13 protein-coding genes are annotated in these 16,369 nt (G+C 43.2%); 4 read left to right on the plus strand and 9 right to left on the minus strand.

Translation table 11 applies throughout. The features are described from left to right. Positions 1–61: 61 nt before the first annotated feature. The 9 genes from bamA to rpsB all read right to left on the minus strand — a co-directional run bounded on the left by bamA (position 62) and on the right by rpsB (position 10,341). Positions 62–2,476: an outer membrane protein assembly factor BamA gene (bamA, locus tag H0913_RS14780; protein WP_154603342.1), complete on the minus strand. Its 2,415-nt coding sequence runs from the start codon at positions 2,474–2,476 to the stop codon at positions 62–64. 41 nt (positions 2,477–2,517) lie between these two features. After that, positions 2,518–3,870, minus strand: coding sequence for a sigma E protease regulator RseP (gene rseP, locus H0913_RS14785; RefSeq protein ID WP_154603343.1), 1,353 nt, complete (start codon positions 3,868–3,870; stop codon positions 2,518–2,520). 8 nt (positions 3,871–3,878) lie between these two features. After that, a complete protein-coding gene (gene cdsA / locus H0913_RS14790) occupies positions 3,879–4,745 on the minus strand; it encodes a phosphatidate cytidylyltransferase (RefSeq protein ID WP_154599812.1) in 867 nt (288 codons plus the stop codon). 6 nt (positions 4,746–4,751) lie between these two features. After that, positions 4,752–5,504, minus strand: a complete 753-nt coding sequence (uppS, locus tag H0913_RS14795; RefSeq protein WP_036956360.1) for a polyprenyl diphosphate synthase — start codon at positions 5,502–5,504, stop codon at positions 4,752–4,754. A gap of 181 nt (positions 5,505–5,685) precedes the next feature. Then, entirely contained in the window at positions 5,686–6,879 is a 1,194-nt protein-coding gene (gene ispC, locus H0913_RS14800; protein WP_154603344.1) for a 1-deoxy-D-xylulose-5-phosphate reductoisomerase, read from the minus strand. A 149-nt stretch (positions 6,880–7,028) separates the two neighbouring features. Beyond that, positions 7,029–7,586 carry a ribosome recycling factor gene (gene frr, locus H0913_RS14805; protein ID WP_036956356.1) on the minus strand — a complete coding sequence of 186 codons (558 nt, stop codon included), beginning with the start codon at positions 7,584–7,586 and terminating at the stop codon, positions 7,029–7,031. 108 nt (positions 7,587–7,694) lie between these two features. Next, a complete protein-coding gene (pyrH, locus tag H0913_RS14810; protein ID WP_006814045.1) occupies positions 7,695–8,423 on the minus strand; it encodes a UMP kinase in 729 nt (242 codons plus the stop codon). Between the two features lie 206 nt (positions 8,424–8,629). Continuing rightward, positions 8,630–9,481, minus strand: a complete 852-nt coding sequence (tsf, locus tag H0913_RS14815) for a translation elongation factor Ts (RefSeq protein ID WP_036956353.1) — start codon at positions 9,479–9,481, stop codon at positions 8,630–8,632. Between the two features lie 134 nt (positions 9,482–9,615). Continuing rightward, a complete protein-coding gene (gene rpsB, locus H0913_RS14820) occupies positions 9,616–10,341 on the minus strand; it encodes a 30S ribosomal protein S2 (RefSeq protein WP_036956352.1) in 726 nt (241 codons plus the stop codon). A gap of 687 nt (positions 10,342–11,028) precedes the next feature. On the opposite strand from rpsB, the gene map reads away from it, so the two are divergent. The 4 genes from map (at position 11,029) to H0913_RS14840 (ending at position 16,357) form a co-directional block, all read left to right on the plus strand. Continuing rightward, positions 11,029–11,826 (plus strand): type I methionyl aminopeptidase, encoded by a 798-nt coding sequence (gene map / locus H0913_RS14825; protein WP_036956350.1) that lies wholly within the window; start codon positions 11,029–11,031, stop codon positions 11,824–11,826. A 106-nt stretch (positions 11,827–11,932) separates the two neighbouring features. After that, positions 11,933–14,572 carry a bifunctional uridylyltransferase/uridylyl-removing protein GlnD gene (gene glnD / locus H0913_RS14830; RefSeq protein ID WP_181477514.1) on the plus strand — a complete coding sequence of 880 codons (2,640 nt, stop codon included), beginning with the start codon at positions 11,933–11,935 and terminating at the stop codon, positions 14,570–14,572. Between the two features lie 60 nt (positions 14,573–14,632). Beyond that, entirely contained in the window at positions 14,633–15,460 is an 828-nt protein-coding gene (gene dapD, locus H0913_RS14835) for a 2,3,4,5-tetrahydropyridine-2,6-dicarboxylate N-succinyltransferase (protein WP_132496506.1), read from the plus strand. 510 nt (positions 15,461–15,970) lie between these two features. Further along, positions 15,971–16,357, plus strand: a complete 387-nt coding sequence (locus H0913_RS14840) for a DUF3461 family protein (protein ID WP_154603346.1) — start codon at positions 15,971–15,973, stop codon at positions 16,355–16,357. Positions 16,358–16,369: the final 12 nt, after the last annotated feature.

Below are 16,369 nucleotides of genomic sequence, written 5' to 3' on the forward strand. Positions count from 1 at the left end.
GCTGGAAATTTTGGTAGCCCTCATTATTTTATGAGGGCTGATTTCGATAGAGACTGAATTATTACCAAGTTCTACCAATATTAAATTGGAACTGTTCTGATTTGTCGCCTTCGTAATCCTTGATAGGTTGCGCATAGGAGAAGACCAGAGGCCCAAGTGGCGAAATCCACTGTAAAGCAATACCCGTAGAAACACGGACGTTAGTTGCTGTACCGTAGTCAGGCATGCCTGCACGCCATGCTGGGTTAATACTGTTCCAATTGGTATCCCATACGGTTCCCGCATCTACAAACAGAGATGTACGGATCGTATTCGCATATTTCTCGTCGATAAATGGCGTTGGTGTAATCAGCTCAAATGAACCTGCATACATCGCGTTACCACCAACCGCATCGCTGGATGGACTACCCGGTTCAGGTCCGTCAACACCATTAATATTCTTCAGATAAACCGCTTTCGGACCGATATTATTCGAACGGAAACCACGGATGGTGCTAGAGCCCCCTGCATAGAAGTTCTCATAGAATGGCATTTGCTTACTACCAATACCATCACCATAGCCCGCCTGCGCGCGACCTAATACAACCCATGTTTCATCATCATTCAATGGGACGTATTGGGCGGTATCAAAACGCAGTTTGTAGTATTCGTTATCAGAACCAGGGATTGTCACTTTACCTGAAACGCTAGTTTTGTTACCCGATGTTGGGAAGAAACCACGGTTTAAGGAGTTATAAGTCCAACCTAAATTCAGTGTAAAGTCATCCGCTCTGAAGCTTTCTTTGTTACGACCATCTTTAGTCACCGGTGGGTTTTCACCCATGGATTGTAGATAGTCCCACATTGCAGCTTGCGCACGCATGTCAGACAGGTCGTTATGAACATAACCCGCACCAATACGGAAGGAGTTATTTTCATTGAATGGGAAGCTTAATGTACTATCTAAACCATACGTTTTGTTGTTATAGCCAGATAAGTCCGCATCTTTCGCACTAAAGTCGTTATAGAAAATACGTCCACCCAGACTCACACCGTTAACAGTGAAGTAAGGGTCTGTCATTGAAAACTCGACGTTTGTTGAGTAGTCATTTCGGCTAGCGTTAATGCCAACCGCATTACCTGTACCCAACCAGTTATCCTGAGTGACACCGACTTGGAAGCTCACGCCACTTTCAGTACCAAAACCAACACCAAAGTTCATTGAACCGGTATTACGTTCTTTAACTTTATAGATAACATCAACTTGGTCTGGGCTACCCGGAATACGCTGAGTTTCAACATCAACCGTTTCGAAGAAACCAGTACGGTTCAGACGCTCTTTACCTAATTCAACTAAATCGTTACCTAACCAAGCACCTTCCATTTGACGCATTTCACGGCGTAAAACGGAATCTTTACTGGTATCGTTACCTTGGAAACGAATTTGACGAACATAGAAACGGTTACCTGCATCCACGTTAACATGCAGTTTAACTGTCTTATCAGCATCATTAATTTCTGGCTGAGTCATTACGCGCGGATAGGCATAACCATAACGACCAAACAGGTCTTTAATTTGGTTTTCCATCTGAGTCACTTGAGCACCATTGTATAACTCACCTGGTGTGATGGTGATCAGCTCTTGGATATCCGCTAAATGCTCTGCCGTATTACCATTAACGTCCACACCAGAAATCTTATATTGATCTCCTTCAGTGACATTAATCGTAATGTAGATATCTTTTTTGTCTGGTGTCAGACTCACTTGCGTTGAGTCAATATTGAAACGTGCATAACCACGATCAAGGTAGAAACTGCGCAGGGTTTCTAAGTCACCCGCCAATTTTTGTTTTTGATATTTTTGGTCAGCCGCAAGGTTCCACCATGGCACATCGTCACGTAATTGGAGTTTGTTCACCAATTCCGCTGTTGAGTAATTTTTATTACCTACGATGTTGATCTGTTGGATTTTTGCAGACACGCCTTCAGAAAACACAAATTTTAAATCCACGCGGTTACGTGGTAATGGCGTGACCACCGCTTTTACTGTCGCGTTGTATTTACCAACACTGTAATAAAAGTCCTCTAAACCTTTTTCAATATTCGCAATTTTAGTGCGGTCTAATGCTTCACCCACACGGACATTGGATGCTTCCAAGTTCTGCTTTAGCATGTCATCTTTTACAGATTTGTTACCTGTAAAAGTGATACTCGCGATGGTTGGTCGTTCTTTAACTTGAACGATCAGCGTATTTCCATCACGCAGGACCCTAACATCTTCGAAGTTACCTGTAGAGAATAGTGAGCGAATCGAACGACTAATATCTTCGTTATCGATTGAATCCCCGACCCTGACAGGCATGTTCAATAATGCTGCACCAACGGCGACGCGTTGTAGACCTTCGAAACGAATGTCTTTAACTACGAATCCGTCTGAACCGTATGCAGTGGCGCTACCTAAAAGCAGCGACGCTATGAGCAACTTTTTCATCGCCATCGTTGTTATGCGTATTCCTTACTGGTCCCAAGCTTACAAAATTAGAAGCGAGAGAAATCATTAAAAAGTGCAAGTCCCATTAACAGAATCAATGCCATTGCACCAATTCGAAAACTAAAGTCTTGTACTCGCTCAGACACTGGACTCCCTTTAATTTTTTCAATTAATAAGAAGAGTAAGTGCCCCCCATCTAACACAGGCAATGGAAATAGATTGATGATGCCTAAGTTCACGCTAATCAGCGCAATAAACATCAGATAATATACCAAGCCTGACTCCGCCGAAACCCCCGCACCTTTTGCGATAGATACCGGCCCGCTCAAGTTATTGAGTTTGACATCCCCAACAACCAGTTTACCCATCATATTGACTGTCAGTTTCATCAACTGCCAAGTCTTGTCGCTAGCTTGAAATAGTGCAGATACAGGGTTGTATTGCTGCACTATTTTATATTCATCAGCTAGCGGTAATACAGTTAGTTCGACACCAGCAACGCCAAAACGCTCACCTTTTTTACCTTCCTGAACATCAGGAACTAAGGTTAAATCAATCAATGTCGAATTACGTTGTACGGCTAATTTTAATGGTGTCCCCGGATTATTTCGGATTATTCTCGTCACTGGATTCCAAGTATCCAGTAGCTCTCCGTTGACACTGATAATTCTATCTCCCGGTTTTAAACCGGCACGCTCGCCCGCTAAGCCTTCCGTCACTTTATGGATGACAGGGTCAACCTTCGCAGACACTGGCATAATCCCTATTGATAAAATAGGATCCTGCTTTTCAGGATCAAACTGCCATGCGCTTAAATCTACTGTTTTAGAAACCGGCTCATTATATCCTTGAGGTAAAACTTGTGCAGTAAATTCCCTATCACCAATTTTACTCACTAGTGCTAAACGAACTGAATTCCAATCAGGTGTTTCGATACCGTCTATCGATTTTAGTTCCATCTGAGGCTCAAAATTTGCCTCAGCAGCAATGGAATTTGGCTTAATGTTATCAATGACTGGGCGAACAGACGGAATCCCAATCATAAAGACAATCCAGTAGACAACAATAGCGAGCAAAAAGTTCGCAAGAGGCCCCGCGCTGATAATGGCAGCACGTTGTCCAACGGTCTTATTATTGAAAGCTAAATGACGGCGTTCTGGGCTTACTTCACCAACACGCTCATCGAGCATTTTGACGTAGCCACCAAGCGGGATCAACGCTAAAACAAACTCTGTCCCATGTTTATCGACTTTACGCCATAGCGTTTTACCAAACCCTATAGAGAATTTTTCAACGTAAACACCGCAACGGCGTGCGACCCAATAATGCCCAAATTCGTGCACTGTAATCAGCACACCAATCGCAATAATAAACGCCGCTAAGCTCCAAATAAATCCCATTAATCTTCCTAAAGACCAAAACCGTTAAAAACTAACAAATTCAGCCCTGCAAATACAGGGATTGCCGCAGTTAGACTATCAATTCTATCGAGTATCCCACCGTGACCTGGAATTAAATGACTACTGTCTTTAATACCGGATTGGCGCTTAAACATACTCTCTGTTAAGTCACCGAACACCGATACTACAACAACAATAATTGAAGTCACTAGTAAATAATCTGGCATTGCAGGGATTGGTGCATATAAGCTAAATAACCATGAGATAATTCCAGCGGTAATTAAACCACCGATTAACCCTTCCCATGTTTTCCCTGGAGAAACTTTTGGTGCCATTTTATTGCGACCAATCGTACGTCCAAATGCATAAGCACCAGAGTCAGCACCCCATACCAGTAACATAACGTAGAGTAGCCACCATGCCCCAACAGAGGTGTCAGCTTGGTAACCAATGGTTCTTAATACCATCATGCCACTATAGAAAGGCACGATAGTTAATACGCCAAACAATAAGCGAATGATGACCGATTTACCCCATGAGGCAGAGGCGGGGTATGTCACAACCAATAAAATGGCGGCAATCCACCAGATTAAACCCGCCCATAGGCTATATAAAATAAACGGAGAACTTGAAAGTGCGGTCATGTCTGGTAAAGAAAATTGAATTGCGAGTAATACCGCCGCAAATACAACCGCTAAACCGATACGTTTAGTTTGTGAATGCCATCCTGCAAATTGTGCCCATTCCCATGCGCCCAACGCACAGACTGCGATCACCACTAAACCGAAATTTGCTGGGGACAGTAAAAAAAGTGCAGCTATAACAATTGGAATTAAAATCACCGCAGTGAGTAAACGATACTTCAGCACATCCATCCCCTTTTATTTGACGAGTTCGTCATCTGATTCTGCTCCACCATAGCGCCGTTCTCGCTTGCTAAAAGCATCGACTGCATCCTGAAACACCATTTCATCAAAATCTGGCCATAAAACGTTGGTGAAATAAAATTCCGCATAAGCAACCTGCCATAACAAGAAATTACTAATGCGATGTTCTCCACCTGTACGGATCACCAAATCGACACACTCTTGGTCATGCATACAAACATGGTCGCTAATCGTACTTTCAGTTACGTCATCAATAGATAACTCACCACGACTCACTTTTTCATAAACTTGTTTAACGCTATTAACAATATCCCAGCGTCCACCGTAGTTAGCGGCAATATTCAGTTGTAAACCTGTGTTACCTGCGGTTAATGCTTCCGCTTTATCAATTCTTTTTCTTAAGGTTTCACTAAAGCGACTAACATCACCAATAATTTTCAGTTTTACATTATTTTTATGCAGGTTTTTGACTTCATTATCTAATGCAAAAACAAACAGATCCATCAACGAACTGACTTCTTTTTCTGGTCTTTTCCAATTTTCACTGCTGAATGCGTAAAGTGTCAGGGAACGAATATTATTCTTTACTGCAAAACGCACAGAACTACGTACAGATTCAACACCTGCTCGATGACCAGTAATTCTGAATTTTCCTCTCTGTTTTGCCCATCGCCCATTACCATCCATAATGATGGCAACATGCTTAGGCATCATAGAATCAGAGAGATTTTCACCACTAGAGTTCATTAAATGTTAATCCTTGTCTGTACTACTTGGGAAATCTGACTCAATCATAACTCTTATGATTATAATTGCTGATAAGACACATCCTTAATATGCTTATTGTTGATAAGCTTTCTATTCTCAACACGCCACATATTAAAGATATATTATAGTTATCAGCAACTAAATAAATCACATATCAAGATTAAAATTCTTGAGCAATTAGCTGAGCTGCTTCACGACGAGCACAAGCATCGATTTCTAAGACCTCGTCAATGGACGTGGGTTCCGAAAAATCTAATTTATCCATAATCTTGTGATTGATTTTTGCAATATCTGTAAAGCGAATTTTCTCTTCTAAGAAAGCACCGACAGTAATTTCATTCGCGCCATTTAATACGGTAGTCGCCGCTTGCCCTTGGTGACATGCATCAATAGCCAGTTTCAGACAAGGATAACGTTGGTAATCAGGCTCCACAAAAGTCAGTGAAGATAACGTAGTGAAATCCAATGGCTTAGCGCCCGACATAATGCGCTGAGGATAAGCCATACTGTACGATATTGGCGTGCGCATATCCGGTGTTCCTAACTGGGCGATAACACTCCCATCACGGTAGCGAACCATTGAATGGATCACAGATTGAGGGTGAATAATCACTTCCATCTGTTTTTCGTTAGCATTAAAGAAATAGCAGGCCTCAATATATTCCAGACCTTTATTCATCATAGTCGCGGAGTCTACCGAGATTTTACGCCCCATTGACCAATTAGGATGATTACATGCTTCATCAGGTGTCACCTGATCAAAATATGATAACGGCGTATCTCTAAATGGCCCACCAGACCCAGTTAATACGATGCTGGAAATCCCAGAAGCCGTCAGGTCGGCAAAGCCTAAATTCAATTGAATTTCTTCAGGTAGGCTTTGAAAAATCGCGTTATGCTCGCTATCAATCGGAAAAACTGTCGCTTGGTGCTCTCGAATCGCATTAAAGAATAAACGGCCGCTGGTAATCAGAGACTCTTTATTCGCTAATAATATTCTTTTCCCTTTGCGGATTGCAGACAACGTTGGGAGTAGCCCCGCCACGCCAGTAATGGCAGACATCACTTGATCCGCTTCATCCAATCCAGCAAGTTCAATTGCAGATTCTGTACCGGATAAAACCTCTGTTTTGCAGTTATTTTCCGTCAGAATAGTGCGTAACGCTTTCGCTGCGCTTTCGTCAGCCATTGAGACATACTTAGGATTAAATTCAAGGCATTGGCTTGCCATCTCAGTCACATTTTTACCTGCGACTAATGCAAGAATTTGGAATTGATCAGGATTTTGACGAACAACAGAAAGTGTACTTGTACCGATTGAACCTGTAGAACCCAGGATAGTAAGACGTTTCATAGTGATCAGATACTCTGTATTAATTCAATACTGAGATTATATCAGCTTAGCGATGAGAAAGGATTGTTTAATAGAAATGATAAATAATAAAGCCATACTAAAGCACACTTTTAAAAAATGTGTTCAGATGGCTTTATTATCAAGATGGATTAAAACTCCATCAGCTCCGCTTCTTTCTGAGCTAAAGCTTCATCCACTTTTTTGATGAAGTTATCAGTCAGTTTTTGGATGTCATCCTGTGAACGGCGCTCGTCATCTTCACTGATTTCTTTGTCTTTCAGTAAAGCTTTAACTTTATCGTTAGCGTCACGGCGAACGTTACGAATCGCGATACGACCTTGCTCAGCATCACCACGAACCACTTTGATTAAGTCTTTACGACGCTCTTCCGTTAATGGAGGAAGTGGAACGCGAATAACAGTACCTGCTGAAGATGGGTTCAGACCTAAGTCAGACGCCATGATCGCTTTTTCAATTGCAGGTGACATGCTACGGTCAAAAACAGAAATTGCTAATGTACGTGAATCTTCAACAGTCACGTTAGCTAATTGACGCAGAGGCGTTGCTGAACCGTAATATTCAACAGAAATACCGTCTAACAGGCTTGGTGAAGCGCGGCCAGTACGAACTTTGCTGATTTGACTTTTTAGTGCTTCAAGGCTCTTTTCCATACGGTCTTGAGCATCTTTTTGGATTTCGTTAATCACGTTATCAACCCTTAAGAACTTGTTATTAAAGGCCGCAAAGCAGCCTCGCTTAAATTGTCTGAATTTATGTTAGATAATACATTCAAACTCAGGTCATGTCTCTGAGTATTAATTGTGAGAAATCAGAGTTCCTTCGTTTTCACCCATCACAACACGGCGTAATGCGCCTGGCTTATTCATGTTGAAAACACGAATTGGCAGGTTGTGATCGCGTGCTAGCGTAAATGCAGCTAAATCCATAACTTTCAATTCACGCTCAAGAACTTCTTGATAATTCAGGTTTTCATACAGAACAGCATCAGGATCTTTGGCAGGATCTGACGAGTAAACGCCATCAACTTTTGTGGCTTTCAGTACAACATCCGCTTCAATTTCAATACCGCGTAAGCAAGCTGCTGAGTCCGTTGTGAAGAATGGATTTCCTGTTCCCGCAGAGAAAATAACCACACGGCCGTGACGCAGTAAGCTGATAGCTTCAGCCCAGCTATAGTTGTCACACACACCATTAAGTGGAATAGCAGACATTAGTCTTGCGTTAACGTATGCACGGTGCAGCGCATCACGCATTGCCAGACCATTCATCACGGTTGCCAGCATCCCCATATGGTCACCAACAACGCGGTTCATGCCAGCTTGTGCCAGACCGGCACCACGGAACAAGTTACCACCACCAATAACCACACCGACCTGTATACCCAGTTCTATAAGTTCTTTGATTTCCTGAGCCATACGATCTAAAACGCTAGCATCGATACCAAAACCTTCTGCACCTTGTAGAGCCTCGCCACTTAGTTTAAGCAGAATACGCTGATAAACGGGTTTTGCATTGGTTGCCATGAGTTGTGTCCTAACAGGTCATTATTGGAGTCATACATATAGAGCCTCGCTCTATATGCCGAAAAATGTATTTGATACAGAATGCTACACAAAAATAGTTCAAGTTACAGGACGTTGAGTCGCTACACCAAAAGAGGCGAATGCATGCAGCTTGAAATATGTAGTGTATTAAAGAAAGGCCGCCAATCGGCGGCCCTTTTCGTTGATTACTTGCTCATTGCAGCAACTTCTGCTGCGAAGTCAGTTTCAACTTTCTCGATACCTTCACCAACTTCAAAGCGGATGAAGTTAGTTACGTTAGCACCTTTTTCTTTCAGTAAGTCACCAACAGATTTGCTTGGATCCATTACGAAAGGCTGGCCAGTCAGAGAGATTTCGCCAGTGAATTTGTTCATGCGACCGATAACCATTTTTTCAGCGATTTCGCGTGGTTTACCAGATTGCATAGCGATGTCTAACTGAATTTGGTGCTCGTGAGCAACAACGTCAGCTGGAACGTTTTCTGGAGTTACATATTCTGGCTTGCTTGCAGCAATGTGCATAGCGATGTGTTTCAGCAGTTCTTCATCTGCGCCTTCGCCAGCAACCAGAACACCGATACGAGCGCCGTGCAGGTAGCTACCTACTTGTGCGCCTTCCAGAATAGCAACGCGACGGATATTGATGTTTTCACCAATTTTCGCAACTAAAGCAGTACGAGCTTCTTCGAATTTTGCTTTCAGAGCGTCGATGTCAGCGTTTTTATCAGCAACAACTGAAGCTAAAACTTCTTTACCGAATGCTAAGAAACCAGCATCTTTAGCAACGAAGTCAGTTTCGCAGTTCAGTTCGATCAGCGCACCAGTTTTACCGTCGTTGAAAACTTCAGTCAGGATAACGCCTTCAGCAGCAACACGGCCTGCTTTTTTAGCTGCTTTCGCTTGACCTGATTTACGCATGTTGTCGATTGCTAATTCGATGTCGCCGTTAGCTTCAACTAATGCTTTTTTACATTCCATCATACCTGCGCCAGTACGTTCGCGCAGTTCTTTTACCAATGCAGCGGTAATTCCAGACATGTGATTTATTCCTCGATATGCCTCACGGGACTTTCCCACAAGGATAATTCTGATTCACAGAGACAAAAGGGGCCTAAGTAGGCCCCTTCTAACCAATATATAGCAATACCTGGTTAATAAGGGCTTTTGCCTTATTATTCAGCTTCTACTAAGCTTTCTTCTGCTTGAACAGCCAGATCTTGTGAACGACCTTCACGAACGGTGTTTGCAACAGCGCCCAGATACAGTTTGATTGCACGGATTGCATCGTCGTTACCAGGGATAACGAAGTCGATACCGTCTGGATCAGAGTTAGTATCAACGATAGCGAATACTGGGATACCCAGGTTGTTAGCTTCTTTGATAGCAATGTGTTCGTGGTCTGCATCGATAACGAACAGAGCGTCTGGTAAACCGCCCATATCTTTGATACCGCCTAAGCTGTTTTCTAACTTACCAAGTTCACGAGTACGCATCAGCGCTTCTTTCTTGGTCAGTTTGTCGAAAGTACCGTCTTGTGACTGAACTTCCAGATCTTTCAGACGTTTGATTGACTGACGAACAGTTTTCCAGTTAGTCAGCATCCCACCTAACCAACGGTGGTTTACGAAATATTGATCACAGCTTCCAGCAGCTTCTTGAACGGCTTCGCTTGCAGCACGTTTAGTACCAACAAACAGAATCTTGCCTTTACGAGAAGCAATTTTAGTCAACTCAGCCAGAGCTTCGTTGAACATTGGAACAGTCTTTTCCAAGTTGATGATATGAACTTTGTTACGAGCGCCGAAAATGAAAGGTTTCATTTTAGGGTTCCAGTAACGAGTCTGGTGACCAAAGTGAACGCCCGCTTGTAACATATCGCGCATGGAAACAGTTGCCATTTTATACCTCTGTATATAAGTAATTGGGGTTATGCCTCCACGAATCCCATGCTACCGACTCTATAGCTGCGTCTAAACGCATAAGAGCACCCCGGCGCACGTGCCGATTCGTGTGTGTTATTACACAATTGAGTTTTAGTTTACGCACATCCAATCGATGCCTTTAAGATTCACTCACTAATCCAAATTAGATTAAAAAATGAGATAAAGAGAAAAATATGGATTGCCGGCGCGCTTTATATCATAAAATGCAGTTACAATCCAATAATTGTTGTTTTTTTCGCTGATAAAAACCAAGCGCATTATTCAAATCTCAACGAATTTTGCCCGTCACAAAAGAACCACTGAGCAAATATAGAGCAACAACAAAACGATAGCGAAAAATGGCCAAGATGAAAAACTCATCATCAAAAATCGACTGGTGATTTTGACAATTTGTGCTCTAAAAAGCTCAATTTGAACAAACCACGCCTGAGGCTTGGCTTACCCTGTGCTCCATTATCTGTTTTTAATCGGCTTGTATAATCGGATTGTGGGCATCTAAACATATCGCCTACTAGTTGGCAGAAAATGCGGTGACTGTTACCATACTCGGCATCAACGGTAAAAATGTCGCAACAATTGCCCATTCCCAAACCCTTTTTTTAACATGTCGCAAATCCCTGCTGACATATATGGACTGAACTCATGGCTATTATTATCAAAACTGAAGAAGATATTCAGAAAATGCGTGTTGCTGGTCGCCTAGCAGCTGAAGTGTTAGAAATGATCGCACCGCATGTTGTGCCGGGAGTCAGTACAGGTGAATTGGATCGCCTTTGCCACAAACACATTGTTGAGCAACAACAAGCGATCCCAGCCTGCCTTGACTACCATGGTTTCCCTAAGTCTGTTTGTATTTCTGTGAATGATGTTATCTGCCACGGTATTCCAAGCGACGATAAAATTCTGAAAGATGGTGATGTGGTTAACATCGACGTCACTGTCATCAAAAATGGTTTCCACGGCGATACCTCTAAAATGTTCATCGTCGGTAAACCGACTATCCAAGGTGAGCGCCTGTGCCAAGTGACTCAGGAGAGTCTGTATCTGGCAATCCGTATGGTGAAACCAGGTATCCGTTTACGCACCATCGGTAAAGCCATTCAAGAGTTTGTTGAGAAACAAGACCTGTCCGTTGTTCGTGAATATTGCGGTCACGGTATCGGTGAAGGCTTCCACGAAGAGCCACAAGTTCTGCATTATGATGCAGATGACAGCGGCGTTGTGCTGCAAAAAGGCATGACTTTCACTATCGAACCAATGGTGAATACCGGTGATTTCCGTATCCGTACCATGAAAGATGGCTGGACAGTCAAAACTAAAGACCGTGGTTGGTCTGCACAGTACGAGCACACTTTAGCGGTGACTGACAACGGCTGTGAAATTTTAACTCTACGTAAAGAAGAAGAGCCATTTATTTCAGCGGTTCTGATCAACGAGTAATCGTATTTCAAGCTCCTCCTAGGGGGAGCTTAGTTTTTCTGTTCATCCCCCCTAAAAAAACGTAAGCTGATCATAATTTCTGTATGGCTCTCAACACGGACAGATGATGATGACGGCACCTTCAAACAGCTATTTATCCCCCACTCAATTCCAACCTTCCGATCTTGAGCTCTCAGCGCTTCGGCAACACGTTGACCAATTTGATGCTTGGCTAGAATCTGCATTTCACCAAGGAAAAAATGTTGTGGATTTACTCCGCGCCCGCAGTGACTACCTTGATGCCCTGCTCACCAAGCTTTGGCAGAACTACCATTTTGACCAATGTTCAGGGATGTCGTTGATTGCCGTCGGAGGCTATGGTCGTCATGAGCTACACCCGCTATCAGATATCGACATTTTAATTCTCAGCCAGCAACCGCTTCCTGAAGAGATTGCGGCTAAAGTCGGTCAGTTCATTACCTTGCTGTGGGATTTGCGTTTTGATATCGGGCACAGTGTTCGCTCATTGGAAGAGTGCATTGACGCTGGAAAACAAGACTTAACCACAGCGACTAATCTGATTGAATCGCGCCTAATCTGTGGTGATATCACCCTATTCTTAAGCTTACAGAAAACCATTTTTAGTGATGATTTTTGGCCTTCCGCCACATTTTTTGCCGCAAAATTAGCCGAACAGCAGGAACGCCATCAGCGTTATCACAGTACCAGCTACAACTTAGAGCCAGATATTAAAAGCAGCCCCGGCGGATTGCGGGATATTCATACCTTACTGTGGGTAGGCCGCCGTCATTTTGGTGCGACAACCGTCGATGAAATGGTCGGCTTTGGTTTCCTCACCGAAGAAGAACGTCAAGAGCTCAAAGAGTGTTTATCGTTTTTATGGAAAATCCGCTTTGCCTTGCATTTAGTGGTCAAGCGCTATGACAACCGACTACTGTTTGATCGTCAATTTAGTGTTGCACAATCATTAGGTTACACCGGCGAGCGGAACCAACCTGTCGAGCGCATGATGAAAGATTTCTATCGCGTCACTCGCCGCGTCAGGGAATTGAATCAAATGCTGCTGCAACTGTTTGATGAAGCTATTTTGGCCTTGAATCCCAATGAAAAACCGCGTCCTATTGATGAATACTTTCAACTACGTGGCAACTTAATCGATGTAATTGACGAAATGCTGTTTATTAAACAGCCAGAAGCTATTTTGAAAATGTTCTATCAAATGGCTCGCAACCCCAATATTGAAGGGATCTACTCCACCACATTACGCCAATTACGCTTTGCACGGCGCGATCTGAAAGTCCCATTATGCGAAATCCCTGAAGCTCGCCGCATGTTTATCAAAATATTGCGCCACCCAAGAGCGATAAAGGGAGCCTTTGTGCCGATGCACTTACACAGTGTTCTCAGCGCCTATACACCATTTTGGAGCAACATTGTCGGGCAAATGCAATTCGACCTGTTCCACGCCTATACGGTGGATGAGCACACTATTCGCGTCTTACAGAAAATCGACAGTTTTACGCAGGAAGAGAATCGCCGCGAGCACCCGCTATGCATCAGTGTTTACCCTAAGATTTTGCAGCCGGAACTGTTGCGCTTAGCAGCGATGTTTCATGATATTGCTAAAGGGCGCTCTGGGGATCACTCCGATTTGGGGGCTGAATTTGTCTATGAATTCGCCCTTCAACACGATTTTACAACCAAAGATGCCGAGCTTGTCTCATGGCTGGTGAAAAACCATCTATTGATGTCCGTGACAGCCCAACGCCGAGATATTCAAGACCCTGATGTGATTAAACAGTTTGCAGGGGAAGTAAAATCGACAGCACGCTTAAATTACCTAATGTGCTTAACAGTTGCCGATATTTGTGCCACCAACAGCACATTATGGAATAGCTGGAAGCAAAGCTTGATCCGCGAGCTCTATCTTTCAACCGAGCATCAACTCAACCAAGGCATGCAAAGCACTCCTGACCTTCGCGAGCGGATTCGTCACCATCGCTACCAAGCGCTATCGCTACTGCGCCAATCTCATGTCGATGAAGAGCAGCTCAACACTCTGTGGTCACGCTGTCATGCAGATTATTTCCTGCGCCACACGCCGATTCAACTGGCTTGGCACGCCAACCATTTGCTCAAGCACGATTTAACACAGCCTTTGGTGTTAATCAGTACTCAGCCGAAACATGGCGGAACAGAGATTTTTATCTGGTGCCACGACAAAGCGCATTTATTTGCAGCCGTTGCCAGTGAGCTGGATAGACGCAATCTAAGCATTCATAGCGCTCAAATTTTTACCAATAAAGATAATATGGCGATGGATACTTTCGTGGTGCTCGAACCTAACGGCTCGCCACTTTCGAAAGATAGATATGAACATATCCGCAAGGCGCTATTACTGGCAGTTCAGCAACCTGAAATTCCGTTACCAAAACCGCGAACACTCCCTGCGAAGCTACGCCATTTCAGCGTGCCAACCAAAGTGAATTTTCTACACTCCAATAATGACCGCCGTACCTACATGGAGTTATTCGCCCTTGATCAACCCGGCTTGCTCGCCAAAGTAGGCCACATTTTCGCTCAGATGGAAATTTCTTTATACGGCGCCCGCATCACAACCATTGGTGAAAAAGTCGAAGACTTTTTTGTATTGGCAGATAAAGAACACAAAGCATTGGATAAAAATATGCAACAAGAGTTATCAGAAAGGTTGACAGAAGCCCTTAAATCGAAGGATAAAATATAGTGCCAGTCTCATTGATGGCATGTTACCTGACTGAGAACCATTGTAGGAGAAACAGCATTAATGCAACAATTACAAACAATTATTGAGCAAGCATTCGAAGATCGCGCATCCATTACTCCAAATACCGTTACCCCAGCGGTTAAACAAGCCGTGATGGAAACCATCGCTTTATTAGATAGCGGTAAACTGCGTGTTGCAGAAAAAATTGCGGGTGTTTGGGTCACTCACCAGTGGCTGAAAAAAGCCGTTTTATTATCTTTCCGTATTCATGATAACCAAGTCATCGAAGGCGCTGAAAGCCGCTATTTTGACAAAGTTCCGATGAAATTTGCGGATTACGACAAAGCTCGCTTTGAACGTGAAGGCTTCCGTGTTGTTCCACCAGCAGCCGTACGCCAAGGAGCTTACATCGCTAAAAACAGCGTGTTGATGCCATCTTACGTTAACATCGGTGCGTATGTTGATGAAGGAACCATGGTTGATACATGGGCAACGGTTGGTTCTTGTGCTCAAATTGGTAAGAATGTTCACTTATCGGGTGGCGTTGGCATCGGCGGTGTTCTGGAGCCATTACAAGCAAACCCAACAATTATCGAAGATAACTGTTTTATCGGCGCACGTTCTGAAGTCGTTGAAGGCGTAATTGTTGAAGAAGGCTCCGTGATTTCTATGGGCGTTTATCTGGGTCAAAGCACCAAGATTTATGACCGTGAAACGGGTGAAATTTTCTATGGTCGCGTACCTGCTGGCTCCGTTGTCGTTTCTGGTAACTTACCGTCCAAAGATGGTAGCTACAGCCTGTACTGCGCCGTGATCGTGAAAAAAGTCGATGAAAAAACCCGCGGTAAAGTCGGTATCAATGAGTTACTAAGAAGTATTGATGAGTAAATATGGATCAGTGACTTACTCGTAAGTTACCGAATCAATTACTCATCAAACTCTAAACTCTCACCTTCCCCTACATTTTAAGGGGCATAAGGTGTAAAACGCGAAGCTACCCCGAAACGCATGTCCATCTGCGAATCGGGTAGCCGAGTGTCCCATCAAGCTATTGTTCCACTGATTCATTGATTAGCAATGGAAAATCCCGCACTTCAAGCATAAATCTCTCGTTAAGTCAGCAGAAGCCTCTGGGTTATAGATAGATAACGTAAATAATAAAGTAGATTCTATTACAAACAGAGGTTGGTCAAACTGGATTAATCGCGCATAATATGACCGAGAATTTACTGCCCTTGGTCAATTAGCTGCTATTATTAGATGGTTATTTTGTAACTAATCATTTTATAAGCAATTAGGGCTCAGTAAATGGTTATAAAAAGAGACCGCTTTGTTTATAGCCCTTATTTATAACCCTAAAAGTCATCGACACAGTCCCTTACGATTAAGCGAGCTAACATGTACGACAATTTGAAAAGTTTAGGCATCAGCAATCCGCAAGATATTGACCGCTATTCCCTGCGCCAAGAAGCTAATAACGATATTTTAAAAATTTACTTTCGCAAAGATAAAGGCGAGTTTTTCGCTAAAAGCGTGAAGTTTAAGTACCCACGCCAGCGTAAAACCGTTGCAGCAACTGATGGCAGCAACAACTTCAAAGAAATTAACGAAATCAATACTAACTTACGTTATGTAATTGAAGAACTGGATCAAATTTGTCAAAACGACCAAACTGATATTGATTTAAAACACAAAATTTTGGATGACCTACGTCATTTAGAACACGTTGTGTCCAATAAAATCGCAGAAATTGAAGCGGATCTCGAGAAACTCACTCGTAAATAGTCTACTTCCTCA

The sequence above is a fragment of the Providencia rettgeri genome (assembly GCF_013702265.1).
Classification (GTDB): domain Bacteria; phylum Pseudomonadota; class Gammaproteobacteria; order Enterobacterales; family Enterobacteriaceae; genus Providencia; species Providencia zhijiangensis.

Coding starts and splice junctions, on each gene's coding strand:
- bamA (WP_154603342.1), bottom strand. CDS start 2,476: ATGGCGATGAAAAAGTTGCTCATAGCGTCGCTGCTTTTAGGTAGCGCC.
- rseP (WP_154603343.1), bottom strand. CDS start 3,870: ATGGGATTTATTTGGAGCTTAGCGGCGTTTATTATTGCGATTGGTGTG.
- cdsA (WP_154599812.1), bottom strand. CDS start 4,745: ATGGATGTGCTGAAGTATCGTTTACTCACTGCGGTGATTTTAATTCCA.
- uppS (WP_036956360.1), bottom strand. CDS start 5,504: ATGAACTCTAGTGGTGAAAATCTCTCTGATTCTATGATGCCTAAGCAT.
- ispC (WP_154603344.1), bottom strand. CDS start 6,879: ATGAAACGTCTTACTATCCTGGGTTCTACAGGTTCAATCGGTACAAGT.
- pyrH (WP_006814045.1), bottom strand. CDS start 8,423: ATGGCAACCAATGCAAAACCCGTTTATCAGCGTATTCTGCTTAAACTA.
- tsf (WP_036956353.1), bottom strand. CDS start 9,481: ATGTCTGGAATTACCGCTGCATTGGTAAAAGAACTGCGCGAACGTACT.
- rpsB (WP_036956352.1), bottom strand. CDS start 10,341: ATGGCAACTGTTTCCATGCGCGATATGTTACAAGCGGGCGTTCACTTT.
- map (WP_036956350.1), top strand. CDS start 11,029: ATGGCTATTATTATCAAAACTGAAGAAGATATTCAGAAAATGCGTGTT.
- glnD (WP_181477514.1), top strand. CDS start 11,933: ATGATGACGGCACCTTCAAACAGCTATTTATCCCCCACTCAATTCCAA.
- dapD (WP_132496506.1), top strand. CDS start 14,633: ATGCAACAATTACAAACAATTATTGAGCAAGCATTCGAAGATCGCGCA.
- H0913_RS14840 (WP_154603346.1), top strand. CDS start 15,971: ATGTACGACAATTTGAAAAGTTTAGGCATCAGCAATCCGCAAGATATT.